The organism is Streptomyces sp. NPDC021080, assembly GCF_044333225.1.
Classification (GTDB): Bacteria; Actinomycetota; Actinomycetes; order Streptomycetales; family Streptomycetaceae; genus Streptomyces.
Genome location: NZ_JBIRQM010000016.1, coordinates 22,141 through 45,782, shown reverse-complemented (window position 1 = coordinate 45,782; position 23,642 = coordinate 22,141). Strand labels below are relative to the sequence as shown.

Annotated in this window: 18 protein-coding genes; 13 read left to right on the top strand and 5 right to left on the bottom strand. The window is 72.9% G+C overall.

What is annotated here, in order from left to right:
- Positions 1-28: 28 nt before the first annotated feature.
- Positions 29-736 carry an SDR family NAD(P)-dependent oxidoreductase gene (locus ACH4S8_RS33405; protein WP_398400804.1) on the bottom strand — a complete coding sequence of 236 codons (708 nt, stop codon included), beginning with the start codon at positions 734-736 and terminating at the stop codon, positions 29-31.
- 102 nt (positions 737-838) lie between these two features.
- Between ACH4S8_RS33405 and ACH4S8_RS33400 the strand changes: the two genes are divergently transcribed.
- A complete protein-coding gene (locus tag ACH4S8_RS33400; protein WP_398400802.1) occupies positions 839-1,678 on the top strand; it encodes a helix-turn-helix transcriptional regulator in 840 nt (279 codons plus the stop codon).
- A gap of 18 nt (positions 1,679-1,696) precedes the next feature.
- Here the strand turns inward: ACH4S8_RS33400 and ACH4S8_RS33395 are convergent, their stop codons facing one another.
- Complete coding sequence (locus tag ACH4S8_RS33395) at positions 1,697-2,578, bottom strand: aminoglycoside phosphotransferase family protein (RefSeq protein ID WP_398400800.1); 882 nt, start codon at positions 2,576-2,578, stop codon at positions 1,697-1,699.
- A gap of 340 nt (positions 2,579-2,918) precedes the next feature.
- On the opposite strand from ACH4S8_RS33395, the gene ACH4S8_RS33390 reads away from it, so the two are divergent.
- From ACH4S8_RS33390 to ACH4S8_RS33380, 3 genes are all read left to right on the top strand, one after another.
- Positions 2,919-3,971, top strand: a complete 1,053-nt coding sequence (locus tag ACH4S8_RS33390; protein ID WP_398400798.1) for a tetratricopeptide repeat protein — start codon at positions 2,919-2,921, stop codon at positions 3,969-3,971.
- Positions 3,972-4,126: 155 nt separating this feature from the next.
- A complete protein-coding gene (locus ACH4S8_RS33385) occupies positions 4,127-5,194 on the top strand; it encodes a polyprenyl synthetase family protein (RefSeq protein ID WP_398401134.1) in 1,068 nt (355 codons plus the stop codon).
- Positions 5,195-5,428: 234 nt separating this feature from the next.
- Positions 5,429-7,216, top strand: coding sequence for a M4 family metallopeptidase (locus ACH4S8_RS33380; protein ID WP_398400796.1), 1,788 nt, complete (start codon positions 5,429-5,431; stop codon positions 7,214-7,216).
- Between the two features lie 73 nt (positions 7,217-7,289).
- On the opposite strand, the gene ACH4S8_RS33375 is transcribed toward ACH4S8_RS33380, so the two are convergent.
- Complete coding sequence (locus tag ACH4S8_RS33375; protein WP_398400794.1) at positions 7,290-7,967, bottom strand: AIM24 family protein; 678 nt, start codon at positions 7,965-7,967, stop codon at positions 7,290-7,292.
- A 125-nt stretch (positions 7,968-8,092) separates the two neighbouring features.
- A complete protein-coding gene (locus tag ACH4S8_RS33370; RefSeq protein ID WP_398400792.1) occupies positions 8,093-8,656 on the bottom strand; it encodes an NAD(P)H-dependent oxidoreductase in 564 nt (187 codons plus the stop codon).
- A gap of 126 nt (positions 8,657-8,782) precedes the next feature.
- Between ACH4S8_RS33370 and ACH4S8_RS33365 the strand changes: the two genes are divergently transcribed.
- From ACH4S8_RS33365 to ACH4S8_RS33340, 6 genes are all read left to right on the top strand, one after another.
- The gene (locus tag ACH4S8_RS33365; RefSeq protein WP_398400790.1) at positions 8,783-9,445 is read left to right on the top strand and encodes a TetR/AcrR family transcriptional regulator; all 663 of its coding nucleotides are present in this window, start codon (positions 8,783-8,785) and stop codon (positions 9,443-9,445) included.
- A gap of 111 nt (positions 9,446-9,556) precedes the next feature.
- Positions 9,557-10,684 (top strand): sulfite oxidase, encoded by a 1,128-nt coding sequence (locus ACH4S8_RS33360; protein ID WP_398400788.1) that lies wholly within the window; start codon positions 9,557-9,559, stop codon positions 10,682-10,684.
- Positions 10,685-10,825: 141 nt separating this feature from the next.
- A complete protein-coding gene (locus ACH4S8_RS33355) occupies positions 10,826-11,512 on the top strand; it encodes a FadR/GntR family transcriptional regulator (protein WP_398400786.1) in 687 nt (228 codons plus the stop codon).
- Positions 11,509-12,891: a hypothetical protein gene (locus ACH4S8_RS33350; RefSeq protein WP_398400784.1), complete on the top strand. Its 1,383-nt coding sequence runs from the start codon at positions 11,509-11,511 to the stop codon at positions 12,889-12,891. Before ACH4S8_RS33355 ends, ACH4S8_RS33350 begins: the two co-directional genes overlap by 4 nt.
- Complete coding sequence (locus ACH4S8_RS33345; RefSeq protein WP_398400782.1) at positions 12,888-14,732, top strand: GMC family oxidoreductase N-terminal domain-containing protein; 1,845 nt, start codon at positions 12,888-12,890, stop codon at positions 14,730-14,732. Before ACH4S8_RS33350 ends, ACH4S8_RS33345 begins: the two co-directional genes overlap by 4 nt.
- A gap of 130 nt (positions 14,733-14,862) precedes the next feature.
- Positions 14,863-15,489 (top strand): hypothetical protein, encoded by a 627-nt coding sequence (locus ACH4S8_RS33340; protein WP_398400780.1) that lies wholly within the window; start codon positions 14,863-14,865, stop codon positions 15,487-15,489.
- Positions 15,490-15,635: 146 nt separating this feature from the next.
- Here ACH4S8_RS33340 and ACH4S8_RS33335 read toward each other — a convergent pair whose 3' ends face one another.
- The gene (locus tag ACH4S8_RS33335; protein ID WP_398400778.1) at positions 15,636-17,480 is read right to left on the bottom strand and encodes a coagulation factor 5/8 type domain-containing protein; all 1,845 of its coding nucleotides are present in this window, start codon (positions 17,478-17,480) and stop codon (positions 15,636-15,638) included.
- A 428-nt stretch (positions 17,481-17,908) separates the two neighbouring features.
- On the opposite strand from ACH4S8_RS33335, the gene ACH4S8_RS33330 reads away from it, so the two are divergent.
- The 3 genes from ACH4S8_RS33330 to ACH4S8_RS33320 all read left to right on the top strand — a co-directional run bounded on the left by ACH4S8_RS33330 (position 17,909) and on the right by ACH4S8_RS33320 (position 23,597).
- On the top strand, positions 17,909-19,003 hold the full coding sequence (locus ACH4S8_RS33330) for a DUF1996 domain-containing protein (protein ID WP_398400776.1): 1,095 nt from the start codon (positions 17,909-17,911) through the stop codon (positions 19,001-19,003).
- Positions 19,004-19,167: 164 nt separating this feature from the next.
- Positions 19,168-20,916 carry a discoidin domain-containing protein gene (locus ACH4S8_RS33325; RefSeq protein ID WP_398400774.1) on the top strand — a complete coding sequence of 583 codons (1,749 nt, stop codon included), beginning with the start codon at positions 19,168-19,170 and terminating at the stop codon, positions 20,914-20,916.
- A 47-nt stretch (positions 20,917-20,963) separates the two neighbouring features.
- On the top strand, positions 20,964-23,597 hold the full coding sequence (locus tag ACH4S8_RS33320) for a glycoside hydrolase family 3 C-terminal domain-containing protein (RefSeq protein ID WP_398400772.1): 2,634 nt from the start codon (positions 20,964-20,966) through the stop codon (positions 23,595-23,597).
- Positions 23,598-23,642 lie beyond the last annotated feature (45 nt).

Sequence of the window (23,642 nt, the reverse complement as noted above, 5' to 3'; positions counted from 1 at the left end):
GCCGGGGCGCGGTGAGCGTGTGCCGTGATCACCAGGGCACGGGGCCCGTCGCGTCGAAGAAGCCGCCGGTCGGTCCGTCCCGGCCGATCCGTGCCATGCGCACGATGACCTCGGCGCCCTCCTCCACGGTCTGCGTCCCGGTGTTGCCGTTCAGATCGGTCGCGGTGAAGCCCGGCTCCACGGCGTTGACCCGCATTCCCGGGAACGCCTTCGCGTACTGCACGGTGATCGTGTTGACGGCGGTCTTGGACGCCGGATAGGCGACGCCGGGGTAGGCGTGGGCGGGGTGCGCGGGGTCGGTGATCCGGGCCAGTGAGGCCAGGCCGCTGCTGAGGTTCACCACGACAGGGGCGGCCGACCGCTGGAGCAGGGGCACGAAGGCGTGGAGGACGCGGACGACACCGAAGACGTTCGTCTCGAACAGTTCGCGCATCATGCCGGCGGTCACCTCCGCCGGGCCGATCACGCCGTTCCCCTCGCCCCGCCCTTCGATGCCCGCGTTGTTGACCAGGACGTCCAGACCGCCCTCGGCCTCGACGGCCCTGGCCGCGGCGGCGACGGACTCGTCGTCGGTGACGTCGATGACGACCGGGCGCGCGCCGATCTCCGCGGCCGCGCGCCGGCCGCGCTCCGGGTCCCGGCTGCCCAGGTGGACGGTGTGGCCCGCGGCGACGAGCCGGCGGGCGGTCTCGAGGCCGAGGCCCTTGTTCGCTCCGGTGACGAGTGTTGTGGTCATGCGTCCAGGCTCCGGCCCTGCGCCGCGGACAGCCAGGAGTCCGGTCTTCCTGGGACTGCCGGTACCAGGCGGGTTCGCCCGGGTGGGTGCACAGTGGGTGGCATGGCGAACACGGAGTTCGGGCGAGCGGTGCGACGCTGGCGCGACCGGGTCACACCGGAGGCCGTCGGGCTGCCCGGCGGCGGGACGCGGCGCGCGGCCGGACTGCGCCGCGAGGAGCTGGCCCTGCTCGCCGGCATCTCGGTCGACTACGTCACCCGCCTCGAACAGGGCCGGGCGGCGCATCCCTCGGAGCAGGTCGTCGAGGCCCTGGGCCGGGCGCTGCGGCTGTCCGGCGCCGAACGCGAGCACCTCTTCCAGACGGCCGGACTGGTGCCGCCGGGCCGGGGCACGGTGCCCGCCCACATCACCCCGGGCGTCCACCGGCTGCTCGACCGGCTGGACGGCACACCCGTGGCGGTGTACGACGCGGCCTGGACGCTGCTGCTGGCCAACCCGCTGTACGCGGCCCTGCTGGGTGATCCCTCCGGCTGGCGCGGCAACGAGCGCAACGGCGTGTGGCGCGCCTTCGTCGGTCCCGGCAGCCGGGTGCGGCACACCCCCCGGGAGCGGCGCGCCTTCGAGGCGACGCTCGCCGCCGACCTGCGCGCCACCGCGAGCCGGTACCCGACGGACCGGCGCCTCGGGCAGTTGATCGACGAGCTGTGCGCGAACAGTGTGCGCTTCGCGGAGCTGTGGGAGTCCGGAGCCGTCGCCCGCCACGAGGCGTCCCGCAAGACCATCGACCATCCGCAGGTCGGCGCCGTGACGTTGGACTGCGATGTGCTCAGCGTCGCGGGCAGCGATCTGCGGATCATGGTCTACACCGCCGAGCCCGGCACGGAGGACGCCGAACGCGTCGCCCTCCTCGGCGTCCTCGGGACGCAGGCCCTCGTGGAGTGATCCCGCCGTGAGGCCCGGCTACACAGCCCGCTGTTCGGCGAGTACTTCGCGGATCACGTGCTCGGCGTTGGCCGCGATCACCGGGTTCGTGTCGCGGTAGTACGGGAGTTGGACGAGGGCCATGGACAGGGCCCAGCCGCGCCCCCGCGCCCAGCCGGCGTCGTCGGCGCCGGCCGCGTCCCGGAAGGCGGGCCTCGCCGAGGCGGGCAGGAGGTTCCAGGCCGGGATGAAGTCGCAGGCCGGATCGCCGGTGCCGAGGGTGCCGAAGTCGAGGACGGCGGCGAGGCGGCCCTCGCGGATCAGGAGGTTCATCGGCATCAGATCCGCGTGGAGCCACCGCGGCGGACCCGTCCACGCCGGTGTGGCCAGCGCCTCCTCCCAGGCCGCCGTCGCGGCGCCGGTGTCGATGGCACCGCGGAGGTCGTCGATCGCCGAGCGCGTCTCGGCGTCCACCGCGGCCAGCGGGGTGCCGCGGTAGGAGGCCGGCCCGCCGGGCAGGGTGGTCCCGCGCAGCGCGGTGACGAACGCACCCAGGTCGGCGGCCAGTTGCTGCGCGCAGGTCAGCGCGCCGGGCGCCGGGGGATCGCCGTCGAGCCAGCGCACCACGGACCAGTGCCACGGGTAGTGGGCGGCGGGGGTGCCGAGGCCGAGGATCTCGGGAACCGCGAACGGGAGCGCCGGGGCGAGTCGCGGCAGCCACGTGTGTTCCTTGACCGCGTCGTCGGCGCCGTCCGCGATCCGGGGGAGACGGACGGCCAGGTCGTCGCCGAGCCGGTAGAGGGCGTTGACCGTTCCGGCCGACCGTACGCGTCGCAGAGGCAGCCGGGCCCACCGGGGGAACTGCTCGGCCAGCAGGCGCCGTACGAGCGAGGCACCGATCCGCGTCTCATCCTCGTGCATCGGGGCTGTGGGCAACGGTGGCCTGCTTTCCGTGCGGGAGGCTCGACTTCGGCCATCCTGTGTCCCGATCGGGCCGCCGCGCAACGCGTTTCGGGCCGCCAGGCAACCTCCCGGACGTGATCGCCGTCTTGATCGGCAACGGACGCGTGATGCGCGGACCTCTATGAAGCATCCTTCACGGCCAGTGACCGGGCGCACTATACCCCTTGCGTATACATGCCGTGTATACGCGGTGTGCAGAGCCGGGTTGCCGCACGTCACCGCCTTGGAGGAGTCGACCACGGCATCGTCACCGGACCGGCCCGAACACGGACGGACGGTGGCGGACGGAAAGGCATTCATGTACGGCAAAGCCTTCGCCCCGGAGTACCAGGGCGCCTTGACCACCTTGTCGGTGAACTCCTCGCTGACCGACGTCCTCGCGGCGGGCACCGAGCAACTGCGCGCCGCCGAACGGTCCGGCGCCCGCGCCGAGGCCGCCCGTTCGGGCCTCGCGGTCGCCGAGGCGCACCGCCGGCTCGGCCAGGTCGCGGACGCCGACCGGGCGTGGAAGGCGAGTTACCGCACCGCCCGGGAGGCCGGGGACGGCGCCGCGATGGCCTGGGCGCTGTGGAGCGGCGGCACCCTGGCCCGCCAGCGCGGAGCGTTCCCGCTGGCGTGGCGGCTGCTGCGGCTGGCCGCCGAACTCGGCGGCCGGGCGGGGGACGTCGTGGTGCGCGGCTACTCGCTGGCCGGTATGGCGGAGACGGGCCGCATCCAGGGCGACTACGCGGCCGTGACCGCGCTGCACGAGCAGCTGCTGGCCGAGGCCCGCAAGCGCGGCGAGGCCCGGCACACCGTGTGGGCCCTGGAGGGCATCGCCCAGATCCACCGCAACACCGGTGCGTACGACACCGCCTACGCGATGTTCGAGGAGGCGGCGGAGATAGCCGCCGGTGCCGAGGACCGGCGGGGCCACGCCTGGGCCCTGCGCGGACTCGCGGACATCGTCTCCGTGCGCGACGCGGACACGGAGCGCGCGCTGGAGCTGCTGAGCGAGGCCGAGATCTCCTGCCGTGCGATGAAGCTGTCCGGAGCGCTCGCCTACAACCACAAGATGCGCGGCAACGTCCTCTACCGCGCCGGGCGTTACGACGAGGCCCGCACCGTGTACGAGGGTGCCCTCGCCGAGTTCGAGGTCATGAGCGAGCCGCGCGGCACGGCCCTGTCCCGCCTGGGGCTGGTCAAGTCGCTCGCCCGCCTAGGCCGCGACGGCTCCGAAACCGCCGCGGAGCTGGACGAGTTGGCCGTCGTGCTGGAGGGCATCGGACTGCGGCACGCCCACCGGATGGTCGAACGGGCGCGGACGGAACTCGGGTTGACGCCCGGGACCGACGGGACGGAGGCCGCGTGATGACCTCGACGGCTCTCGGTGTCCCGGCGGCTGCGGACGTCTCGTCGCTGCCGCCGGCCTCGGCGGATCCGGCGCATCGGACGTCCGTCGCGGATGCGGTGGCGGACCCGGTGGCCGCGACGGTCGCCTCGGCAGGTGCGGACCGCGCGGTCGCCATGGCCCCGGCGGCCCCGGCCCCCGGGGCGCCGGACACCGACCCGGAGTCTCCGCCCGCCGCCGCGCAGGTCCTGCGCCGCTGCCGCGAACTCGCCGCTCCCGCGCTGGCGGAGGCGATCGGCACGCTGCACCCCTGGGTCGCCGAGATGGCCCGCTACGCCCTCGGCCGCTGCGAGGTCGGCGGCGCCCCCGCCGACCACGGCCAGGGCAAGGGGGTACGGCAGGCGCTGGCCGTCCTCGGGGCGGAAATCGTCTCGGGCCCGGCCGGGGCGGGTGTGCCGGGAGCCGTCGCGGTGGAGCTCGTCCACGTCTTCTCGCTGCTCCACGACGACATCATGGACGGCGACGCGCTGCGCCGTGGCCGCCCCGCCGTGTGGAAGGCGTACGGCACCGGGCCCGCCGTCCTGGCGGGCGACGCGCTGTTCGCGCTGGCCGTCGAGACCGTGGCTCTCACCCCCCAAGCAGGCTCCGCTGTACGGCAGTTGACCACAGCACTCGGCGACCTGGTCCGCGGCCAGGCCGACGACCTGCTGTTCGCCGACCGGCCCTGGACCGGGCCCGACGCGGTCGGTGTGGCGGAGTACGAGGTGATGGCCGAGCGCAAGACCGGTGCCCTGCTCGGCTGCGCACTGGCGCTCGGCGCCCGGCTGGCCGGAGCGCCCGAGCGGACCGTGACCGTGCTGGACCGGGCCGGACGCCATCTCGGCGTCGCCTTCCAGATCGCGGACGACGTGCTGGGCATCTGGGGCGATCCGTCGGTCACCGGCAAGCCGGTCCACAGTGACCTGCGGCAGGCGAAGAAGACCCTGCCGGTGCTCGCGGCGCTCGGCGGAGCCGGATACGGCGAACTCGACGAACTCCTCGCGGCCTGCCACTCCTTGGACGGTGCCGGAGTCCGCCGTGCGACCGCCCTGGTCGAGCGGGCCGGGGGTCGCGCGACGGCCGTGCGCGAGGCGCGCCGCCATCTGGCCGCGGCGGACACGCTGCTCGCGGGAGTGCCTCTCGCCCCCGGGCCCACGGAGGAACTGCGGACCATGCTGTCCGCGCTCGCCGACCGCGCGATCTGAGAATTCCGCGTTCTCCGACTCGCCTCGTCTCTCGGTCCCGTGCCCCCGTCCTGTCCGTTTTGGGGCCGGTTCCGTGCGACATCGGTCACAAACAGACGTTGATCGGCCCGGCCAGGCAACCGCCTCGTTCCCCCCGCACATCTGTCCGGTCGGGACGGACAGCCCCCGCGTGCGCAACGGCGCCGCGCCGTCAGGCGGTTGGTGATCCCGGCCGCCCCAGTGCAAAGGAACTCAGTGCGTAGACCCCACATACGCCGCGTGGCGATCGCCGTCGCCGTGACGTCGGCCGCCACGCTTCCCGGTCCCGCCTTCGCGTCCGCCCCCGACGGGCCCGCCCGCGTGGCGACCGCGGCCGCGTCGCCGGTGGCCGCCGCCAGGGCGGCGGCGTTCGCGCACGCCTCGGCCACCGGTGTCACCCACGGCGACACCCTTGAGGCCAAGGACGTGATGACCGACCCGGACGGAAAGCAGCACGTCCGCTTCGTCCGCACCCATCAGGGCCTGCCGGTCCTCGGCGGCGACATGGTCGTCCACCTCGGCAGGCGGGGCGAGTACCTGGGCGTGACCCGGGCCGCCGACCACGTGGTGCGGCCGTCCACCGTCGAGGCGCGGCTGACGCCCGAGCAGGCGGAGCGGAAGGCCGAGGCCGCCGCGAAGGGCGACGCCGGCACCGCCCACCTCGTCGTGGACGCCCGCGACGGCGCCGCCGACCTCGCCTACCAGGTGATCGTCACGGACAGCGGCACCACCGAGGCCGGCGCGTCGAGCACGGTCGTCGTGGACGCCCGTACCGGCGAGATCCGCAGCAACACCCCGAACAGCGACGAGTTCATATCGCCGTCCCTGGCCGCCGCGCTGCGTGAGCACGGCGAGAGCGCGACCCCGCAGACCGGTACGGCCGCCGGTGCCGCCACCGGGCTGTCCGGCCTCACGGGCATCGCCGCGGCGGGCCACTACCCGGCCACCGCCACCGGCAGCGGGTCCTCCCTCTTCGCCGGCAAGGTGGCGCTGACCACCACCCGGACCGCGCGGACGAGCTACGTGCTCAAGGACCCGACCCGGTGGAACACCGAGACCCGGGACGCCAAGGGCCAGGAACTGGAGTCCTTCGCGCGGGGCAAGGCGTTCACCGACGGCGACAACAAGTGGGGCACCGGCACCACCGCGGCCCGGACCACCGCCGCCGTCGATGCCCAGTACGGCATCACCCAGACCCTGGACTTCTACAAGAAGGCCTTCGGCCGCAAGGGCATCAAGAACAACAGCGCCGGCGCCCGCGGCATGGTCCACTTCGGCAACAAGGTCGGCAACGCCTTCTGGGACTCGCTCTGCGGCTGCATGCTGTACGGCGACGGCGACGGTGATCTGTTCAAGAAGCCGCTCGTCGTCCTCGACGTCACCGGCCACGAGCTGACCCACGGGGTCGTCGACGCGACCGCCGCCCTCGAACCCACCCGCGTGGACAACGACGGCAACCAGTACGGCGAGCCCGGCGCCCTCAACGAGTCGCTGGCCGACATCTTCGGCTCGAACGTCGAGTTCTCGGCGAACAACCCGAAGAACCCGCCGAACTACCTGGTGGGGGAGAAGCTGGGTCTCGCCCAGAAGTTCCTGCGCCGCCTCGACCACCCGTCCCTCGACAGGCTCGAGGAGACGATCGACTACTGGTCGCCCGCCGCGTACGACACCGAGGTGCACGCCGGCTCCGGTGTCTCCTCGCACGCGTTCTACCTGCTCGCCGAGGGCAGCGGCCGCAAGACGATCAACGGCGTGGCGTACGACTCGCCGACGTACGACGGTTCGCCGGTGACCGGCATCGGCCGCACCAAGGCCACCGCCGTCTTCTACCGGGCGCTCACCCGCTACATGGTCTCCACGACCGATTTCCACGACGCGCGGATGGCCACGCTGAAGGCCGCCACCGACCTGTACGGCGCGAGCAGCGCCGAGTACAAGGCGGTGGACCGGGCCTGGGCCGCCGTCAACGTCACGGTCGCCAACACTCCGGCCGCCCACCGCTGACGAGCGGTCCGGGCACATGACGCGAGGGGCTCCGCCGGCGGCGGAGCCCCTTCGCCGTCGACCGGACCAGTGATCAGTGCTGCTGCGTCTTCTGCGGTGTCGCCTCGCTGGGACGCACGACGACACAGCCCTCGCCCTCCAGCTTCAGCTGCACCGCCTCGCCCGAACCGCCGCGGATCATCGAGCCGATCGACTGCGAGCGGTGCAGCGAGGTGTGCAGCTGTGCCGTCCAGCCGACGACCGCGTCGGTGTCGACGAACACCGGCTGCTGCCGGGAGACGGGAATGACCAGCGGGTTGCCCTCGCATATCAGCCCCAGGCTGCCGTGACCGGTGAAGACGCTGTTGAACAGACCGCCGCCGGTGATGCCCGCGCCCTTCACGGTCTTGATCTCGTACGACAACGAGGCGTCGAAACACAGGACGTTGCGGCCGTTGACCGTGAACACGTCGCCGGGCTCGATGTTCACGATGAAACAGTTCTGCGCCTCGTGCGCGAACCAGGCCTCGCCCTGCCCGCGGACGGTCATCAGCGGAAGTCCCTCACCGGTGACCGCCCGCTTGAGCATGCCGCCCACGCCCTGGCCCTTGCGCTCGAACTGGAGGCTGCCCCGGTAGGCGACCATCGCGCCCTGACGCGCGAACATCTCGCCCTGGACAGCGTACTTGATGGACTTGGCGTTCTGGACGGTCATGCCGGCCGCGACGGCCGGCTGCACCATGTGGTCACTGGAAAAGAGATCGCTCTTCATGCGGGCATCCTGTCGCGGAGGGCAGGGCTCCGCCAGAGTCGTGGCGATCTTGGGACGAACGGTGACCGAGCCATGACGTGCCGAAGGCCGGTCCGGGTCAACCGGACCGGCCCGCAGGGAAGTTGTCAGACGGCCGCGGGAGCCTCGACGTGCGCGTGCAGCCGGTTCAGCACCTCGGTGAGCTGCGCCGCGACCTCGGCGTCGTCGGCGGGGTGCGTCTCGGCGAAGCGGACCACGGAGCCGGGGACGGAGAGCTTGACGTCCTCCAGCACGGTGCCGCCGGCGATGCCCACGGCCTTGCGGGCCTCGTCCTGCGCCCACACGCCGCCGAACTGGCCGTACGCGGTTCCGGCCACGACGACCGGCTTGCCGCCGAAGGCGCCCGCGCCGTACGGACGGGACAGCCAGTCGATGGCGTTCTTCAGGACGGCCGGGATGGTGCCGTTGTGCTCCGGCGAGAAGAGCAGGAAGGCGTCGGCCGAGCCGGCCGCGGCGCGCAGCCGGGCCGCGGCGGCGGGCACGTCACCCTCGACGTCGATGTCCTCGTTGTAGAAGGGGATCTCGGCCAGGCCCTCGAAGAGCTCGACCTCGGCGCCCTCCGGGGCGAGCTTCACGGCCGCCTCGGCGAGCTGACGGTTGTGGGAACCGGCGCGCAGGCTGCCGACGAGCGCGAGGATGCGTACGGACATGGATATCTCCTGGGGGGCTGGAAACGCTGAAACACTGCCGTAATAAAACGGACCGGAGTCCGCTTAAGGTCTATCACCGAAGCGGACCGCAGTCCAGTTGTCCCCGGTTGCCGTTACGCTGGCTTCATGTCCCAGCCACTTCCGCCGTTCCCGAAGCGACCGGAAACGTCCGACGAGCCCGTCCTCATGCAGCTCAGCACCCCTGAGGACGCTCCGCTGCGCGCCGACGCCGCCCGTAACCGCGCGCGCCTGCTGGAGGCCGCCGCGCGGCTGGTCGAGGAGCAGGGTGTGGCCAGGCTCACGATGGAAGGGGTCGCCTGCGCGGCGGCGGTCGGCAAAGGGACCGTCTTCCGGCGCTTCGGCGACCGCACCGGCCTGCTGATGGCGCTGCTCGACCACACCGAACAGCGATTCCAGAACGCCTTCATCAGCGGTCCGGCGCCGCTCGGCCCCGGAGCGCCGCCGGTGGAGCGCCTGCACGCCTTCGGCTGCCACGCCCTGCGCCTGACCGCCGAACGGCTCGACCTGTACCTCGCCGCCGAACCCGAGGTCACCCGCCGCTTCACCTCCGCGCCGTACCGGGTCCGCTTCATGCACGTGTGCATGCTGCTGCGGCAGACGGGCACGGGACCGGACACGGACATCGAACTCGTCGCCCAGACCCTGATGGGATACCTCGACCCCGCGCTGATCGGTCATCTCACGCGCCAGCGCGGCATGCCCCCGGAGCGTCTGGAGGCGGGCTGGCGCGACCTGGTCGACCGGAGTGTGGGTCCGCGCTCCGTCTAGGGGTCGTCGTCCGGATCGGATCGGATCGGTTCGGATGGGGCGCTGCGGACCCGGACCGATCCGGACGACACCCGCTGGCGCCCGCGCCCGGGGCGGGCGGACACTGGACCCATGGGGCAACGCCTCGAGGACATGAGCGCACCCGCCCGGCTGGCCGGCCCGGACGAGGGAGTCGGCGCCCAGGAACTGGCTCTCGCCGCCCGCAACCACGGACTGCCGCTGGAGGCCCTGCGGTACGAGCTCACACCGCCGGGCCTGCACTACGTGCTGACGCACTACGACATCCCGTACGCCGAAGAGGCCTCCTGGCAGCTCATTCTCGGCGGGCGGGTACGGCGTCCGCTGCTGCTCGGAGTCGACGAGCTGAAGGCGTATCCAGCGGTCGTGCGGCGGGTGACGATGGAGTGCGCGGGCAACGGGCGCGCGCTGCTGACACCCCGGCCGGTGAGCCAGCCGTGGCTGGTGGAGGCGGTCGGGACGGCCGAGTGGACGGGGGTGCCGCTGCGCCTGCTGCTCGCCGAGGCCGGGGTCGAACCGGACGCGGTGGACGTGGTGTTCACCGGGGCCGACCACGGAGTGGAACGCGGGGTCGAGCAGGACTACCAGCGGGCCCTTCCGCTGGACGTGGCGCGCGGCGAGGAGCCCGAGGTCCTGGTGGCCTACGCGATGAACGGTGCCCCGCTGCCACCGCAGCACGGGCACCCCCTGCGGCTCGTGGTGCCGGGCTGGTACGGCATGGCGCACGTGAAGTGGCTCCGGGAGATCACGGTGGCCGGCGCTCCGTTCCGGGGATTCCAGCAGGCCGTGGCGTACCGGCTGCGGCAGGACGCCGCCGACGAGGGCGAGCCGGTCACCCGTATCGCCCCGCGAGCCCTGCTGGCCCCGCCGGGCTTCCCCGACTTCATGTCGCGGGAGCGGGCGGTCCGGCCGGGCGCCGTCACCCTGACCGGACGGGCCTGGTCGGGGTGCGCGCCGGTGACGGGGGTCGAGGTCAGCACGGACGAGGGGCGCTCCTGGCACCCGGCCCGGCTGGATCCGCCGGACGCTCATCGCTGGGCCTGGCGCGCGTGGCGCTTCACCTGGACGGCGACCCCCGGCCGGCATGTCCTCAGCGCGCGCGCCACCGACGCCGACGGCCGCACCCAGCCGCTCGACCAGCGGTGGAACCGCGGCGGCTTCATGAACAACCTCGTCCAGCGCGTCCCCGTGCACTGCCTGGATCCCGGCGGCGACAGGTGACGCACACGTGACGCACACGTGATCGGTCGGGCCCAACCAGGGTCGCCCTGAAGCGAGTTGTCGCCGAGAGAGGGGTTGACCCCGTAGCCGGTCACTGGTTCAGTGGCTCATCCACTCAGCCACTTGCCCGGAGGGGGAAACGTGGAGACTCTGCCCCGCGAGACCATCGTGGACGTCCTGGAGGACCGGCTGCGCACGGACATCCTCGACGGCCGTCATCCGGCGGGGAGTTACCTCCCCCCGGAGAGACGGCTGGCCGACGGGTACGGCGTCACGCGCACCACGCTCAAGCACGCCTTCGGGCGGCTCGTGCAGGCCGGACTGCTGGAGACCCGGCACGGAGTGGGCACCCGGGTACGGGACTACGCCCGCCTCGGCGGAGCGGATCTCCTGCCGATGCTGGTGCGCCACGACTCCGGCTGGGTACGCGAGGTGTTCGAAGTGCGGCGCGGGGTCGGCGCGTTGATCGCCGAGCGGGCCGCCGAACGCGGCACCCGCCCGCAGCGGGCCGAACTGGGCGCGCTGCTCGACGCCGTGCGGCGGGCCGAGGACGCCGACGCGGTCCAGCTGGCCGATGTGCAGGTGCACCGCGCGCTGGCCCGCGCCACCGGCAACCGCGTGTACGTCCTGCTCACGAACACGCTGTTCAACGCCTACCTGCCGGTCCGCTCCCTGCTCAAGGGCCCCTTCACCGACCCGGAGGGGGCCCATCGGAGGCTGGCGCCGGTCGTGGAGGCCGTCACCGCCGGGGACACCCGGCGCTCGCGCGAGGCGGCCGACGCCTATCTGCGGGACACCGAGCGCATCATGCTGGAAGGCCTCGCATGAGGGGCACGGTGTTCACGGAGACGATGCTCGGCACCGTCCGCCTCGACGGCGACGCGGGAGAGCGGCGCGTCCGGCTCGACCTGCGCGCCGCCGCCGACCGGGTCCTGCTCCCGCACCGGACCACCCCGGCCCGGCTGACCGGCCGGGTCCGCATCGCCGGACACGCCGACGACCCCTGCGCCGAAGGTGAGTTGGAGATATCGCCGATCGCCAGGCGGCGCATCCGCTACCGGCTCGCCTTCACCGCCGACGGGCGCCGCCTCACCCTGGACGGCTGGAAGTCGGTGACCGCCCGCCGTCCCCTCACCTCGATGACCGTGCTGCCCTTCACCGTCCACGAGGGCGACGCCCGGGTGGGCGAAGGCGTCCTGCGCTTCCCCCTGGCCACGGGCCTCCTCCCCTTCCTGCTCGGTTTCCGCTTCCCGCGCCGCGAGGACCCCGCGGACCACACGGCCCCGCGATGGAACGGCGCACCGGGCCGCACCGAGGTCTGGTACACCACCCTCACCGACCCGGCGACCGGCACCGGGGTCTGGCTGCACCACGAACTGACCGCGCCCGCCGACGGATCCGAGCCGTTCGCCCACGGCTGGGCCGCGGTCTTCCCCCGACGGGGCGAGGTGCGGCACGTCCGCTTCGGCCCCGTCCCCTGGACCCGGCCGGCCGACGGATTCACCGCCGGGACCGTGAACTGCGGCGACGGACAACTCACCGGCAGCGCGGGAGACTTCCGATGGAAGCTGACGGAACGACCCCAGGGCCCACCCCTGTTCACCTTCCCCCGCTGGTCCTGGCGCCACCCCGTACTGCCCGCCGCCCAGATGCTGCCGGCCGCACGGGCCACCTACGAGGGCGAACTCTCGTACGAGGGAACGACCTTGAACCTGCGCGGCGCACCCGGAGCCTCCGCCCGTATCTACGGGCACGGCAACGCGCACCGGTGGACCTGGCTGCACGCAGACCTCGGCGACGGCGACGTCCTGGAGATCGTCGCCGCCGTGTCCACCCGCCCCGCACTGCGCCGGCTGCCCCCACTCGTCTTCCTGCGCCTGCGCCGCGACGGCCGCACCTGGCCACGGCGCCCGGAGCGCTCGGCGATCGGCCGGCTCGGCCTCGGCCGCTTCCGGGCCGCCTTCGGCCTGCCCACGTGGACGGTCACCGGACGCACGGCCCTGCGCCGCATCCGTGTCGAGGTGAACCAGCCCCCGGAGCGGACCCTCACCCTGGAGTACCGCGACCCGGACGGCGCACGGGCGGTGTGCCGCAACAGCGAGTCCGCCGACGCCCGGGTCGTCCTGGAACGCTGGTGGGGACACTGGCGCCCGGAAGCCTCCTGGACCCTGGACGGCACCGCGCACGCCGAGGCGGGCGGACGATGACCGCCGCCGGGCTCGTCGCCGCCCTGCTCGCCGACGACGGCACCGCCGCATGGCCCGCCCGGGTGCCGCACCGCCTCGACTCCGTGCTCACCGCACTGCCCCGTCCGGCGCGCGCCGGGATGCGCACCGCCTTCGCCGCCGTCGAGACGTACACCCTGGTGCGCACCGGCAGACGCCTGGCTGCCCTGCACCCCGACGAACGCGAGGACGTGCTCCGCTCGCTGGCCTCGCGTCCCCGGCTCGCCCCGCTGCTGGACCTCCTCAAGGTTCCCGTCCTGCTGGCCGCGGGCACCGAACGGACCCGGGCCGAACCCGGCCCCGTACCCGCCCCGGCGGATCCGCCCCTCGACTGCACACCGGCCGACGAGTGGCCCGCCCGTACCACCGCCGACGCGGTCGTCGTCGGCTCCGGCGCGGGTGGCGCCATGGCGGCACGGACCCTCGCCCGCGCCGGACTGAGCGTCGTCGTCCTGGAGGAGGGCCGGCACCACCCGACGGCCTCCTTCGGCCGCCGGACACCCCTCGACCGGTTCACCGAGCTCTACCGGGACGGCGGCGCCACCGTGGCCCTCGGCAGGCCGCCGGTCCTGCTGCCGACCGGCCGTGCCGTCGGCGGCACCACCGTGGTCAACTCCGGCACCTGCTACCGCACTCCGGACCATGTGCTCCAGCGCTGGCGCAGCACGTTCGGGTTCGCCCTCGCCGACGGCTTCGGGCCGCTCCTCGACGAGACCGAACGCACCCTGCGCGTGGCACCCCAGCCCCTCGACGTCCTCGGCGCCAACGGGCTGCTCACCCTCGCGGGAGCCGAGCGCCTCGGTTGGCGGGCCGCCCCGCTGCGCCGCAACGCCCCCGGCTGCAAAGGCTCGTGCCAGTGCGTGGTGGGCTGCCCCACCGGAGCCAAACAGAGCGTGCAGCTGTCCGTCCTGCCCGACGCCTGCGCCGCCGGCACCCGGATCGTCACCGGAGCCCGGGTCCACCGCATCCTGCTGGACCACGACGTGCCGGGCCCGCCCCGCGCCGCCGGAGTCCGGGCCCGCCGCCCCGACGGCAGCGAACTGGAGATCCTCAGCCCCCTCGTCGTGACGGCGGCCGGCGCCTTGCAGACACCACCCCTGCTGCGCCGCTCGGGCCTCGGCGGACATCCTCGCCTCGGCCGCAACCTCAGCGTGCACCCGGCCACCAGCGTCGCCGGACGCTTCGCCGAGCCGGTGACGGCCTGGCGGGGCGTGCTGCAGAGCGTCGGCGTCGAGGAACTGCACGCGGACGGGATCCTTGTCGAGGCGACCGCGAGCCCACCCGGCATGAGCAGCTTCGTCCTGCCCGGCCTCGGCCGGGAGCTGCGGCGCGAACTGGAGGGATCGGACCATCTGGCCACCCTCGGCGCCATGATCGCCGACCGTCCCTCGGGGCAGGTCCGGGGCCGGGGCCGCACACTCGTCCGCTACGACCTCGACCCGCGCGACGGCGACCGCCTGATGACGGCCGTACGCGCCATGGGCCGCCTGCTCTTCGCCGCCGGGGCGACGGAGGTCCTCACCGGAGTCCCCGGCGCACCCCGCGCCCGCTCGCTCGACGCCCTCGACGAACTGCTCGGCTCGGTCGGCGCCCGCGATCTGCACGTCTCCGCGTTCCACCCGACCGGCACGGTGGCCGCGGGCTCCGATCCGCGGCGGGCGCCCGCCGACCCCGAAGGCAGACTCCGCGGTGTGCACGGAGTCCTCGTCGCGGACGGTTCGGTCCTGCCGGGCTGCCCGGAGGTCAACCCGCAGCTCAGCATCATGGCGGCGGCCCTGGCGGTCACGGAGGCGTGGCTCGGCGGAGCACGGCACGGGGGCTGATCCGGCGCGCGCCACCCCAATGGGCCCCCGTGGTTCGCCGTGGCCGGGCGCGGCGCGGAGCATGAGGGAGTCCGTACGGCAGGAAAAGGACGAGCCCCCGTGCCCCGTACGACAGGAAGAGGCCAGCCCCATGAGCAGACGTGTTCCCCACGGCCGGAGCGGATCATGGCGTGTCGCTGCCCTGCTGTCCGCGATCGCGTGCGGCTCCGTTCTCGTCTCGTGCAGCTCGGACAACGGCGGCGGCAGCAGCAGCACCGGCACCGCCTCGACCTTCTCGCCGAACCCGTCCAACTTCACGGGGAGTCCGCCCTCGGCCATCGCCTCGGCGGCCTCCTCGATCATCGCGTCGGCCAGCGAGCGGGCGTCCTCGGCGGCCGCCTCCGTGGAGGCCAGGGCCTCGGAGTTCGCCGCCTCGGTCTCCGCCGACACCGCGCGCGCCGCCGCGACCGCCGAGAAGGAGCTGAAGAACGTCCAGGGCAGCGGCAACGCGACGTCCGAGGTCAGCATGACGGGCCTGCCCACGGCCGAGACCGGCGGGCTGCGGGCCGTGCTCGTCACCATCACCAACAAGACCGACAAGACGGCGTCGTACGCCGTGCAGGTCGACTTCAAGAACCCCGACGGCAAGGTCGTGGAGACGAAGTTCGTCGGGAAGGAGAACCTGGAGCCGGGGAAGAAGGCACAGCCGGTCGTGATCAGCAGGCAGCCCGCGGAACCCCAGCTCACGGCTGTACTCACCAAGGCCCAGCGGTACTGACCCGGGCGGACGCGGCCCGGCCCGGCCGCCGGTGACGCCGTCGCCCCGGGGAGCCCGGCCTCCTGTCGAGGCCGGGCTCCCCGGAGCGCACCCGTGGGGGGAGGCTGTGAGGAGACGGGCTGCCACGGGCTCGGTGCCGGGGACCGTCAGGGATACGAGACCACGGTGGACGGCACGGTGGACGTGCCCGACGTGGGGCTGCCCATGTCGTTGATGACGTGCTCGTACTGCCCGTTGCCGCCCAGCGAGATCACCAGCAGACCGTGGAACTTCACGCCCGGCCTGTTCGGTGCCGCGAATCCATGGTGCTGGACGATCGTGGGGTCGACGTTGTAATAGCAGTAACTGCCCAGACCCCAGCCCTCGTGGCTGGTCACGGAGTCGCCGACCTTGTAGGCCGCGTACCCCTTCACGCTCCCGTTCTGGATCGCGGCCTGGTTCGGCGCGTCGTACGCCTTCTCGTTCTGGAAGAAGACGGTGCGGCCCCGCTGGCCGTACCACTGCACGTCGTACTTGTTGAAGTGCTCGACGAAGAGCCCCGTGGCCAGGACGTCGTCGCCGTTGACGCGGATGCCGTAGTCGGCCCGGTTGGTCTCCCAGCCGACGCCGGTGCCGTGGTCGGCGCGCCAGACCCAGGTGTGGTCGATGATCGTGTGCCGGCTGTTCACGACCATGCTGGTCGTCGCCCTGCCCGCGCCGGCACCGCCGATGCGCACGAAGACGTCCTGCACGGTGGTCGGATCGGCCGAGTGGTCCGCCGAGGCCCCGGCCGGACCGATCTCCAGCAGGGTCGCGGAGTTGACGGGTCCGGCGTCGACCAGGAAGCCGGCCAGCCGGATGCCGCCGACGTCGGCCGTCCTGAGAACGGTGACGCCGTTGTCCGGGACCAGCGTGGCGTAGCCGAGACCGAGGACCACGGTTCCCGCCCGGTTCACCTGGATCGGCCGGTCCAGGTGGTAGATCCCCGGGGTCAGCAGCAGATGGAGCCCCTGCGCGAGCGCCGCGTTCAAGGTCGCGGCGGTGACTCCGGGCTTGGCCACGTAGAACTGGCCGAGGGGCAGCGAAGTGCCGCGCGGGGTGCCGTTCCCCCAGGTGGTGCCGCGGGCGTTGACGCGCTTCTCGGGCAGGAACACCCGGTACTCGCTGCCGCTGAGGTAGAGGAAGGGCTTCTCACGGGACACCGGTGTGGTGTCGAGCGTGGTGTACGGAGGGTTCGGGAAGGACTGCGCCGGAGCGCCCTGGACGCCCGAGAACACCATGTTCCAGACGGCGTTGACCCAGCCGCCCACGGAACTGTCGCGGGTGTACCACTGCTGCTGCGAGTACGGTCCGACGGAACCGTCGATCCGGCTGTCGGCGATGTAGCCGCCGCTGGCCCAGCCGTACCCGTCGGGCGCGAGGTTGAGACCGCCCTTGACGTGCATACGACGGAACGGGGCGGCCTGGGCGACCGCCCACCGGTTGGTGCCGCTGACCGGGCTGAGGGCGAGGTTCTCCGCCGAACGCCAGAAGTTCTGGGTGGCGTTGCCGTTGAACCAGCCCGCGTCGACCGTGACGTCACCGTTGATCGTCGTGTCGTCCGGCGACAGACCGAGACCGGCGATCGAGGTGTAGAAGCCGAGCTGGGCGTTGAGCCCGTTGTACGTGCCGGGCTTGAACAGGAACGCGTAGCGGCCCGTGCCGAACTGCGCCGACTCCTGCTGCCGGAAGACCTGGTCGAGCCTGGCCTGGATCCCGGGCGTCGAGGGGTCGAACACGATGACGTTCGGGCCGAGATCACCGCCGCCGGGAAGCGCCGTCGGCCGCTTGGCGGGAGACCTGCGTGAGGCGGGACGCACGCGGGAGGCGGGGGAAGCGGGCGAGGCGGACGCCGGTGAGGACAGCGCGAGCAGTCCGGGCGCGGCCGCGCCGGCCGCCATCGCTCCGAGAACGGTGCGCCGCGCGACGGGGGAACGGCCGGGCTCCGGGGCGTCTGTGGGGGTGGGAGGCATGGGGGCGACTCTCCTGGTTCAGGAAGTGAACGATGGGAGGTACGGGGGGAGCGCTCTCTCGCCGATGCATGCTTCAACCAGGTGAACGACACGTCAAGAGTTGTGACCGGAGTCCCGGATGTTGTTGCACGATGAAGGGCAACACGGAGCGTATTTAGGCTAGTTGGTGGCCTTATGGGTCCGTGTGGAGATCGATGGCGGGCACGGGATTGCGTTCAAGAGGTGCGCACATCGTCGTCGCGTGATTCTTCGTCCACTCCCTTGACACTCGCGCGCGGCCGCCACAACACTCCTCGACGGGAGAGCGCTCTCCCATTTCCTCGGCACATGTGATGGACCGTCACGCGGACGGCCCGGCGGCACCGTGCTCGGCGCCGCTCACGGCCGCCCGGCCCCCACCGTCCCCATCGACGTGGCAGGAGGTCTCCATGGCACGGAGATCGAAGATCGTCTCAGGAATGCTGATGTCCGGCGCGCTGGTGCTGACCACGCTCGGCCTGACCGGAGTGGCGATGAGCGCCGACCCGGCGTCCGCTCCGCCGCCGTCGGCGGCCGCTTCCGGCACCGTCCACACCGGTCACGCGATGGCCGCCTCGACCCTCTCCTCGCCCGAGGACCCGGACGGCGACGGCTACATCCTTGCGAATCCGCAGGTCACCGGGGTCATCCCGTCCAAGGCGGAGCCCGCGCACCGCTACTTCCACGAGTTCCAGGCGAACTGCTCGGTTTCCCGCACCAGGCCGGACGACCCGATCGTCTACCCCGGCCAGCCGGGCAAGTCCCACGACCACACCTTCCTGGGCAACACCACGACCGACGCGGCCAGCACCACGGCCTCGCTCGACGCCGGTTCGACCACCTGCAGGGCGCCGGGCGACAGGTCCGCGTACTGGATGCCGACGCTGCTCAAGGGCGGCACCCCCGTCCTGCCGGTGGGTCCGCAGGTCATCTACTACAAAGCCGGCGTCACCGACTACACCAGCGTGCGGCCCTTCCCGAAGGGGCTGCGCTTCGTGGTCGGCAGTCCGATGCAGTCCGCGGCCGACTTCCGCAACCACCGGGGGTTCGTCGAGGGATGGGAGTGCGGCAACAGCTACTTCAACACGGACTTCCCGCAGCAGTGCCCGAACACGGCCGACGTCCAGCTCAACATCCGTTTCCAGGCACCCAGTTGCTGGGACGGCAAGTACCTGGACACGCCCGACCACCAGAGCCACATGGCGTATCCGGTGGTCAACCCCGGCACCAACAACAACATCTGCCCCGACGACCACCCGGTCGCCCTGCCGATGATCGAGTTCAAGATGGCCTTCCCGGTCAACGGTGACATGTCCCAGGTCAGGCTCTCGAGCGGTGCCGGCTACTCGTTCCACTACGACTTCTTCGACGCGTGGGACCCGCCGACGCTCAAGGCGCTCGTCGATCACTGCGTCGTCGGCGGCCTCCAGTGCGACGCCCGCGGCTACGACCAGACGCATCCCGAGGCGGGCGCGGCCCTCGACGCGAACTACCGGCTCCCGTGATCAGGGCTGACCTGGCCTGACCTCACCTGAAGGCCCGACCCGCCCGACGCGGAGGGGTCCCGCCGGTCCGGCGCACACCCGGGCCGGCGGGACCGTCAACCCCTGCCACCGATCACACCCGCACTCCTCGCCCGCACCCCTCACCCGTACCCGGACGGACACTCATGACCCGATCCCGCACCACCCGGCGCCGTGTCGCGGCGCCCCTCGCCGCGGGCCTGCTCGCCGCGGGAGCACTCGCCCTGCCGTCCCAGCAGGCCCACGCGGCCGGCGGCGTCGTCAAGGTCACCGGCTCGCAGGGCAACTGGCAGCTGACCGTCGACGGAAATCCGTACCAGATCAAGGGCCTCACCTGGGGGCCGGCGGTCGCCGACGCCGGGCGGTACATGCCCGACCTGAAGTCGATGGGCGTCAACACCGTCCGCACCTGGGGCACCGACGGCTCCAGCAAGCCCCTCTTCGACGCGGCGGCGGCCCAGGGCATCCGGGTGATCGCCGGCTTCTGGCTGCAGCCCGGCGGCGGTCCCGGCGGCGGCGGCTGCGTGAACTACCTCACGGACACCGCCTACAGGAACCAGGTGCTCACCGAGTTCCCGCAGTGGGCCGCCGCCTACAAGGACAACCCCGGCGTCCTGATGTGGGACGTCGGGAACGAGTCGGTGCTCGGACTCCAGAACTGCTACAGCGGGGCCGAGTTGGAACGGCAGCGCGATGCCTACACCACGCTTGTGAACGACATCGCGAAGAAGATCCACGCCGTCGACCCCAACCACCCCGTCACCTCCACCGACGCGTGGACCGGCGCCTGGCCCTACTACAAGAAGAACGCGCCGGACCTGGACCTGTACGCGGTGAACGCCTACAACGCCGTCTGTGACATCAAGTCGGCCTGGCAGCAAGGGGGTTACACCAAGCCCTACATCGTCACCGAGACCGGTCCGGCGGGCGAATGGGAGGTCCCGGACGACGCGAACGGCGTTCCCGCCGAACCCGCCGACCGGGCCAAGGCCGACGGCTACACCCGGGCCTGGAACTGCGTCACCGGGCACAGGGGCGTCGCGCTCGGTGCCACGATGTTCCACTACGGGACCGAGTACGACTTCGGCGGCATCTGGTTCAACCTGCTGCCCGCGGGCGAGAAACGGCTGTCGTACTACGCCGTGAAGAAGGCCTACGGCGCGGACACCTCCCGGGACGACACCCCGCCGGTCATCACGGATCTCGCCGTCGAGGGGGACGCGGGCAGGGTGCCCGCCGGGCGCGATCTCACCCTCTCGGTGAAGGCCACCGACCCCGACGGCGATCCGGTCACCTACGAGGTGCTGGACAACAGCATGTACATCGACCAGGGCAAGCAGCTCGACCCGCTGCCCTTCACCGACCTCGGCGGCGGCCGGCTGCGGGTGACCGCGCCGGACCGGCCCGGGGTCTGGAAGTTCTACGTCAAGGCCAAGGACGGCCGGGGCAACGTCGGTGTCGAGACCCGCTCCGTGCGGGTGGTCCCGCCCACGCCGAGCGGAACGGACATCGCGCTCGGCAGACCGGCCACGGCCTCCTCCTACCAGACCGGCGGCGGCGACTGCCCCTGCACCGCTGCCGGTGCCGTCGACGGGAACCTCGGCACCCGTTGGGCCAGCGACTGGAGCGACCCCCAGTGGCTGCGGGTCGACCTCGGTACCCGGAGCTCGTTCCGGCACGTGCAACTGGTCTGGGAGACCTCGTACGCCAAGGCCTACACCCTGCAGACCTCGGACGACGGGCAGAACTGGACCACGGTCCGGGCGGTCACCGACGGCAACGGCGGCGTCGACGACCTCGACGTGTCCGGCACCGGCCGCTACGTCCGGGTCAACGGCACGGCCCGCGGCACCGGATGGGGTTACTCGCTGTACGAGTTCGGGGTCTACAACTGAAGCGCACCGTCGAGGGAGAGCGCTCTCCCGGGAATGAGGCAGCAAGCGTGAGCGGGACGGACGGCGCGGCGGAGCGCGAGGCGCTCCTCGGCGGACTCACCCTCCGCGAGAAGGTCCGGCTGCTGACCGGCGCGACCACCTGGCGCACCCGGGCCGAACCCGCCCTGGGGCTGCGCGAGATGGTCCTGTCGGACGGCCCTGCCGGAGTCCGCGGCCAGTCCTGGGACGAGCGCGACCGGGCCCTGCTGCTGCCCTCGGCGTCCGCGCTCGGGGCCCTGTGGGACGAGCGACTGGTGGAACGCCTCGGCGGGCTGATCGCCGCCGAGGCGCGCCGCAAGGGCGTCGACGTCGTCCTCGCGCCCACCCTCAACCTCCACCGGACACCGCTCGGCGGACGGCACTTCGAGTGCTACTCCGAGGACCCCGAACTGACCGGCCGCACCGGCGCCGCGCTCATCAGGGGGATCCAGGCCCGCCACGTGGCCGCCACCGCGAAGCACTACGTGGCCAACGACTGCGAGACGGACCGGCTGACCGTCGACGTCCGGGTGTCCGAGCGGGTCCTGCGGGAGGTGTACCTGGCCCCGTTCGAGGCGGCCGTCGAGGCCGGCGTCCGGGTCGTCATGGCCGGGTACAACGGCGTCAACGGCGCGACGGCGACCGCCAGTCCGCTCCTCGACGACCCCCTCAAGAGGGAGTGGGGTTTCGACGGCGTGGTGGTCTCCGACTGGGGTGCGGTGCGCGACTGCGACGAGACCGCCCGCGCCGCCCTCGACCTCGCGATGCCGGGACCGGACAGCCCCTGGGGCGAGGCGCTGGTACGGGCCGTGGAGGCGGGGCGGGTTCCGCGGCAGGCCGTCGACGACAAGGTGCGGCGGCTGCTCGGGCTCGCCGCGGCGTGCGGCGCGCTCGGGAAGCCGGGGTTCGCGCCGGGGGCGTCGTCATCCCCGGTGTCAGAGCCAGAGCCAGAGCCGGTGTCAGAGCCAGTGCCAGTGCGAGGGGCAGGGGCAGTGGGGGCGCCAGTGACGGTGCCGGTTTCCGTGTCGCAGTCGCAGTCGCAGTCGCAGTCACAGCCGGAGCCGGAGCAATTGTGCGCGCCCGAGCCGCCGGAGGCCGCTTCGCCCGGTACCGGCCGGACCGAGGCCCGCGCGCTGCTGCGCGAGGCCGTGGCCGCGAGCACCGTCCTGCTGCGCAATCGCGGCGTCCTCCCGCTCGATCCCGCCCGGCTGCGGACCGTCGCCGTGATCGGCGCGCACGCCGTCCTGCCGCGCACCCAGGGCGGCGGCAGCGCGGGCGTCTTCCCCGAGCGGGTCGTCACGCCCCTGGACGGCATCAGGGCCGCGCTCGGTGGCGGCGTACGCGTCGTCCACGTCCCGGGCCCCTCGACCGGCTCGCCTCCCGCGCCCCTGACCCCGGACCTGTGCACCGATCCCGTCACCGGCGACCCCGGCGTCCGGCTGCGTGTGCTGGACGCGGCGGGGTGTGCGCTGCTCTCGGAACACCGTGACGGAGGGCGGCAGTTGGAGCCACCGCTGCCACCCGGTGCGCACACCGTCGAGATCGAGACCCTCCTGCTCCCGGGAGTCTCGGGGCCGTGGACGCTCGGAGTCGGCGGATTCGGCCGCCTGAGCCTCACGGTCGACGAACACATCGCCCTGGAAGGGGAGTTCGACAAGGAGACCGACGACCCGGCGGTCGTCCACGTCAACCCGCCCGTCCACGGCGTGCTCGTCCCCCTCACCGCCGGACGCGCGGTGCGCGTGGCGGCGCGCCGCGAACTCGCCCCGGGGACCGGCCGGGCCACCGTCGTCACCGCGGCCCCGCCGCGCACCGACGACGATCAGGCCCTGGCCGAAGCGGCGCGGGCGGCCCGTGACGCGGACGCGGTGATCGTGGTCGTCGGCACCACCGAACACGGCGAGTCCGAAGGCCGCGACCGGACGGACCTCGGACTCGGCGGACGCCAGGACGAACTGGTCCGCGCGGTGACCACCGCCGATCCGCGCACGGTCGTCGTCGTCAACAGCGGCGGGCCGGTCGAACTGCCCTGGCGCGCCCGAGCCGGTGCGGTCCTGCTGACCTGGTTCCCCGGGCAGGAGGGCGGCACCGGCCTGGCCGACGTGCTGTTCGGCCGGGCCGAGCCCGGCGGCCGGCTGCCCACGACCTGGCCGGCCGCCCTCGCCGACGCGCCGGTCACCCGGACCCGGCCCGAGGGCGGGCACCTCGACTACACCGAGGGCCTGCACATCGGCTATCGCGCCTGGGCGCGCCACGACCGCGCACCGGCCTACTGGTTCGGGCACGGACTCGGCTACACGACCTGGACGTACGAGGGACTGGCCGTCCCCGGCGACATCGTGGCCGGTGAGCCGTTCGCCGTACAGGTGGAGGTGCGCAACACGGGCCCGCGCCGTGGCCGCGAGGTCGTCCAGGTCTATCTGGCCGGGCCCCCCGGTCCTCCGGACCGCCCGGAACGCTGGCTCGCCGGATACACCGCGGTATGGGCCGAACCGGGAGAGCGGGTCACCGTGTCGGTGCGGATACCGCCCCGCGCGCTGCGTCACTGGGACGAGGACGAGCACGCGTGGCGCACGCCGCCAGGTTCCTACCGCGTGCTCGCCGGCCGCTCCGCGGGCGCTCTGCCGCTGAGGGCCACCGCACGGGTCAGGGCCCCCGGTTGAGCCCCCGGGCGTCCGGGGAGAGCGCTCTATCCCGGGGCGGCGCAC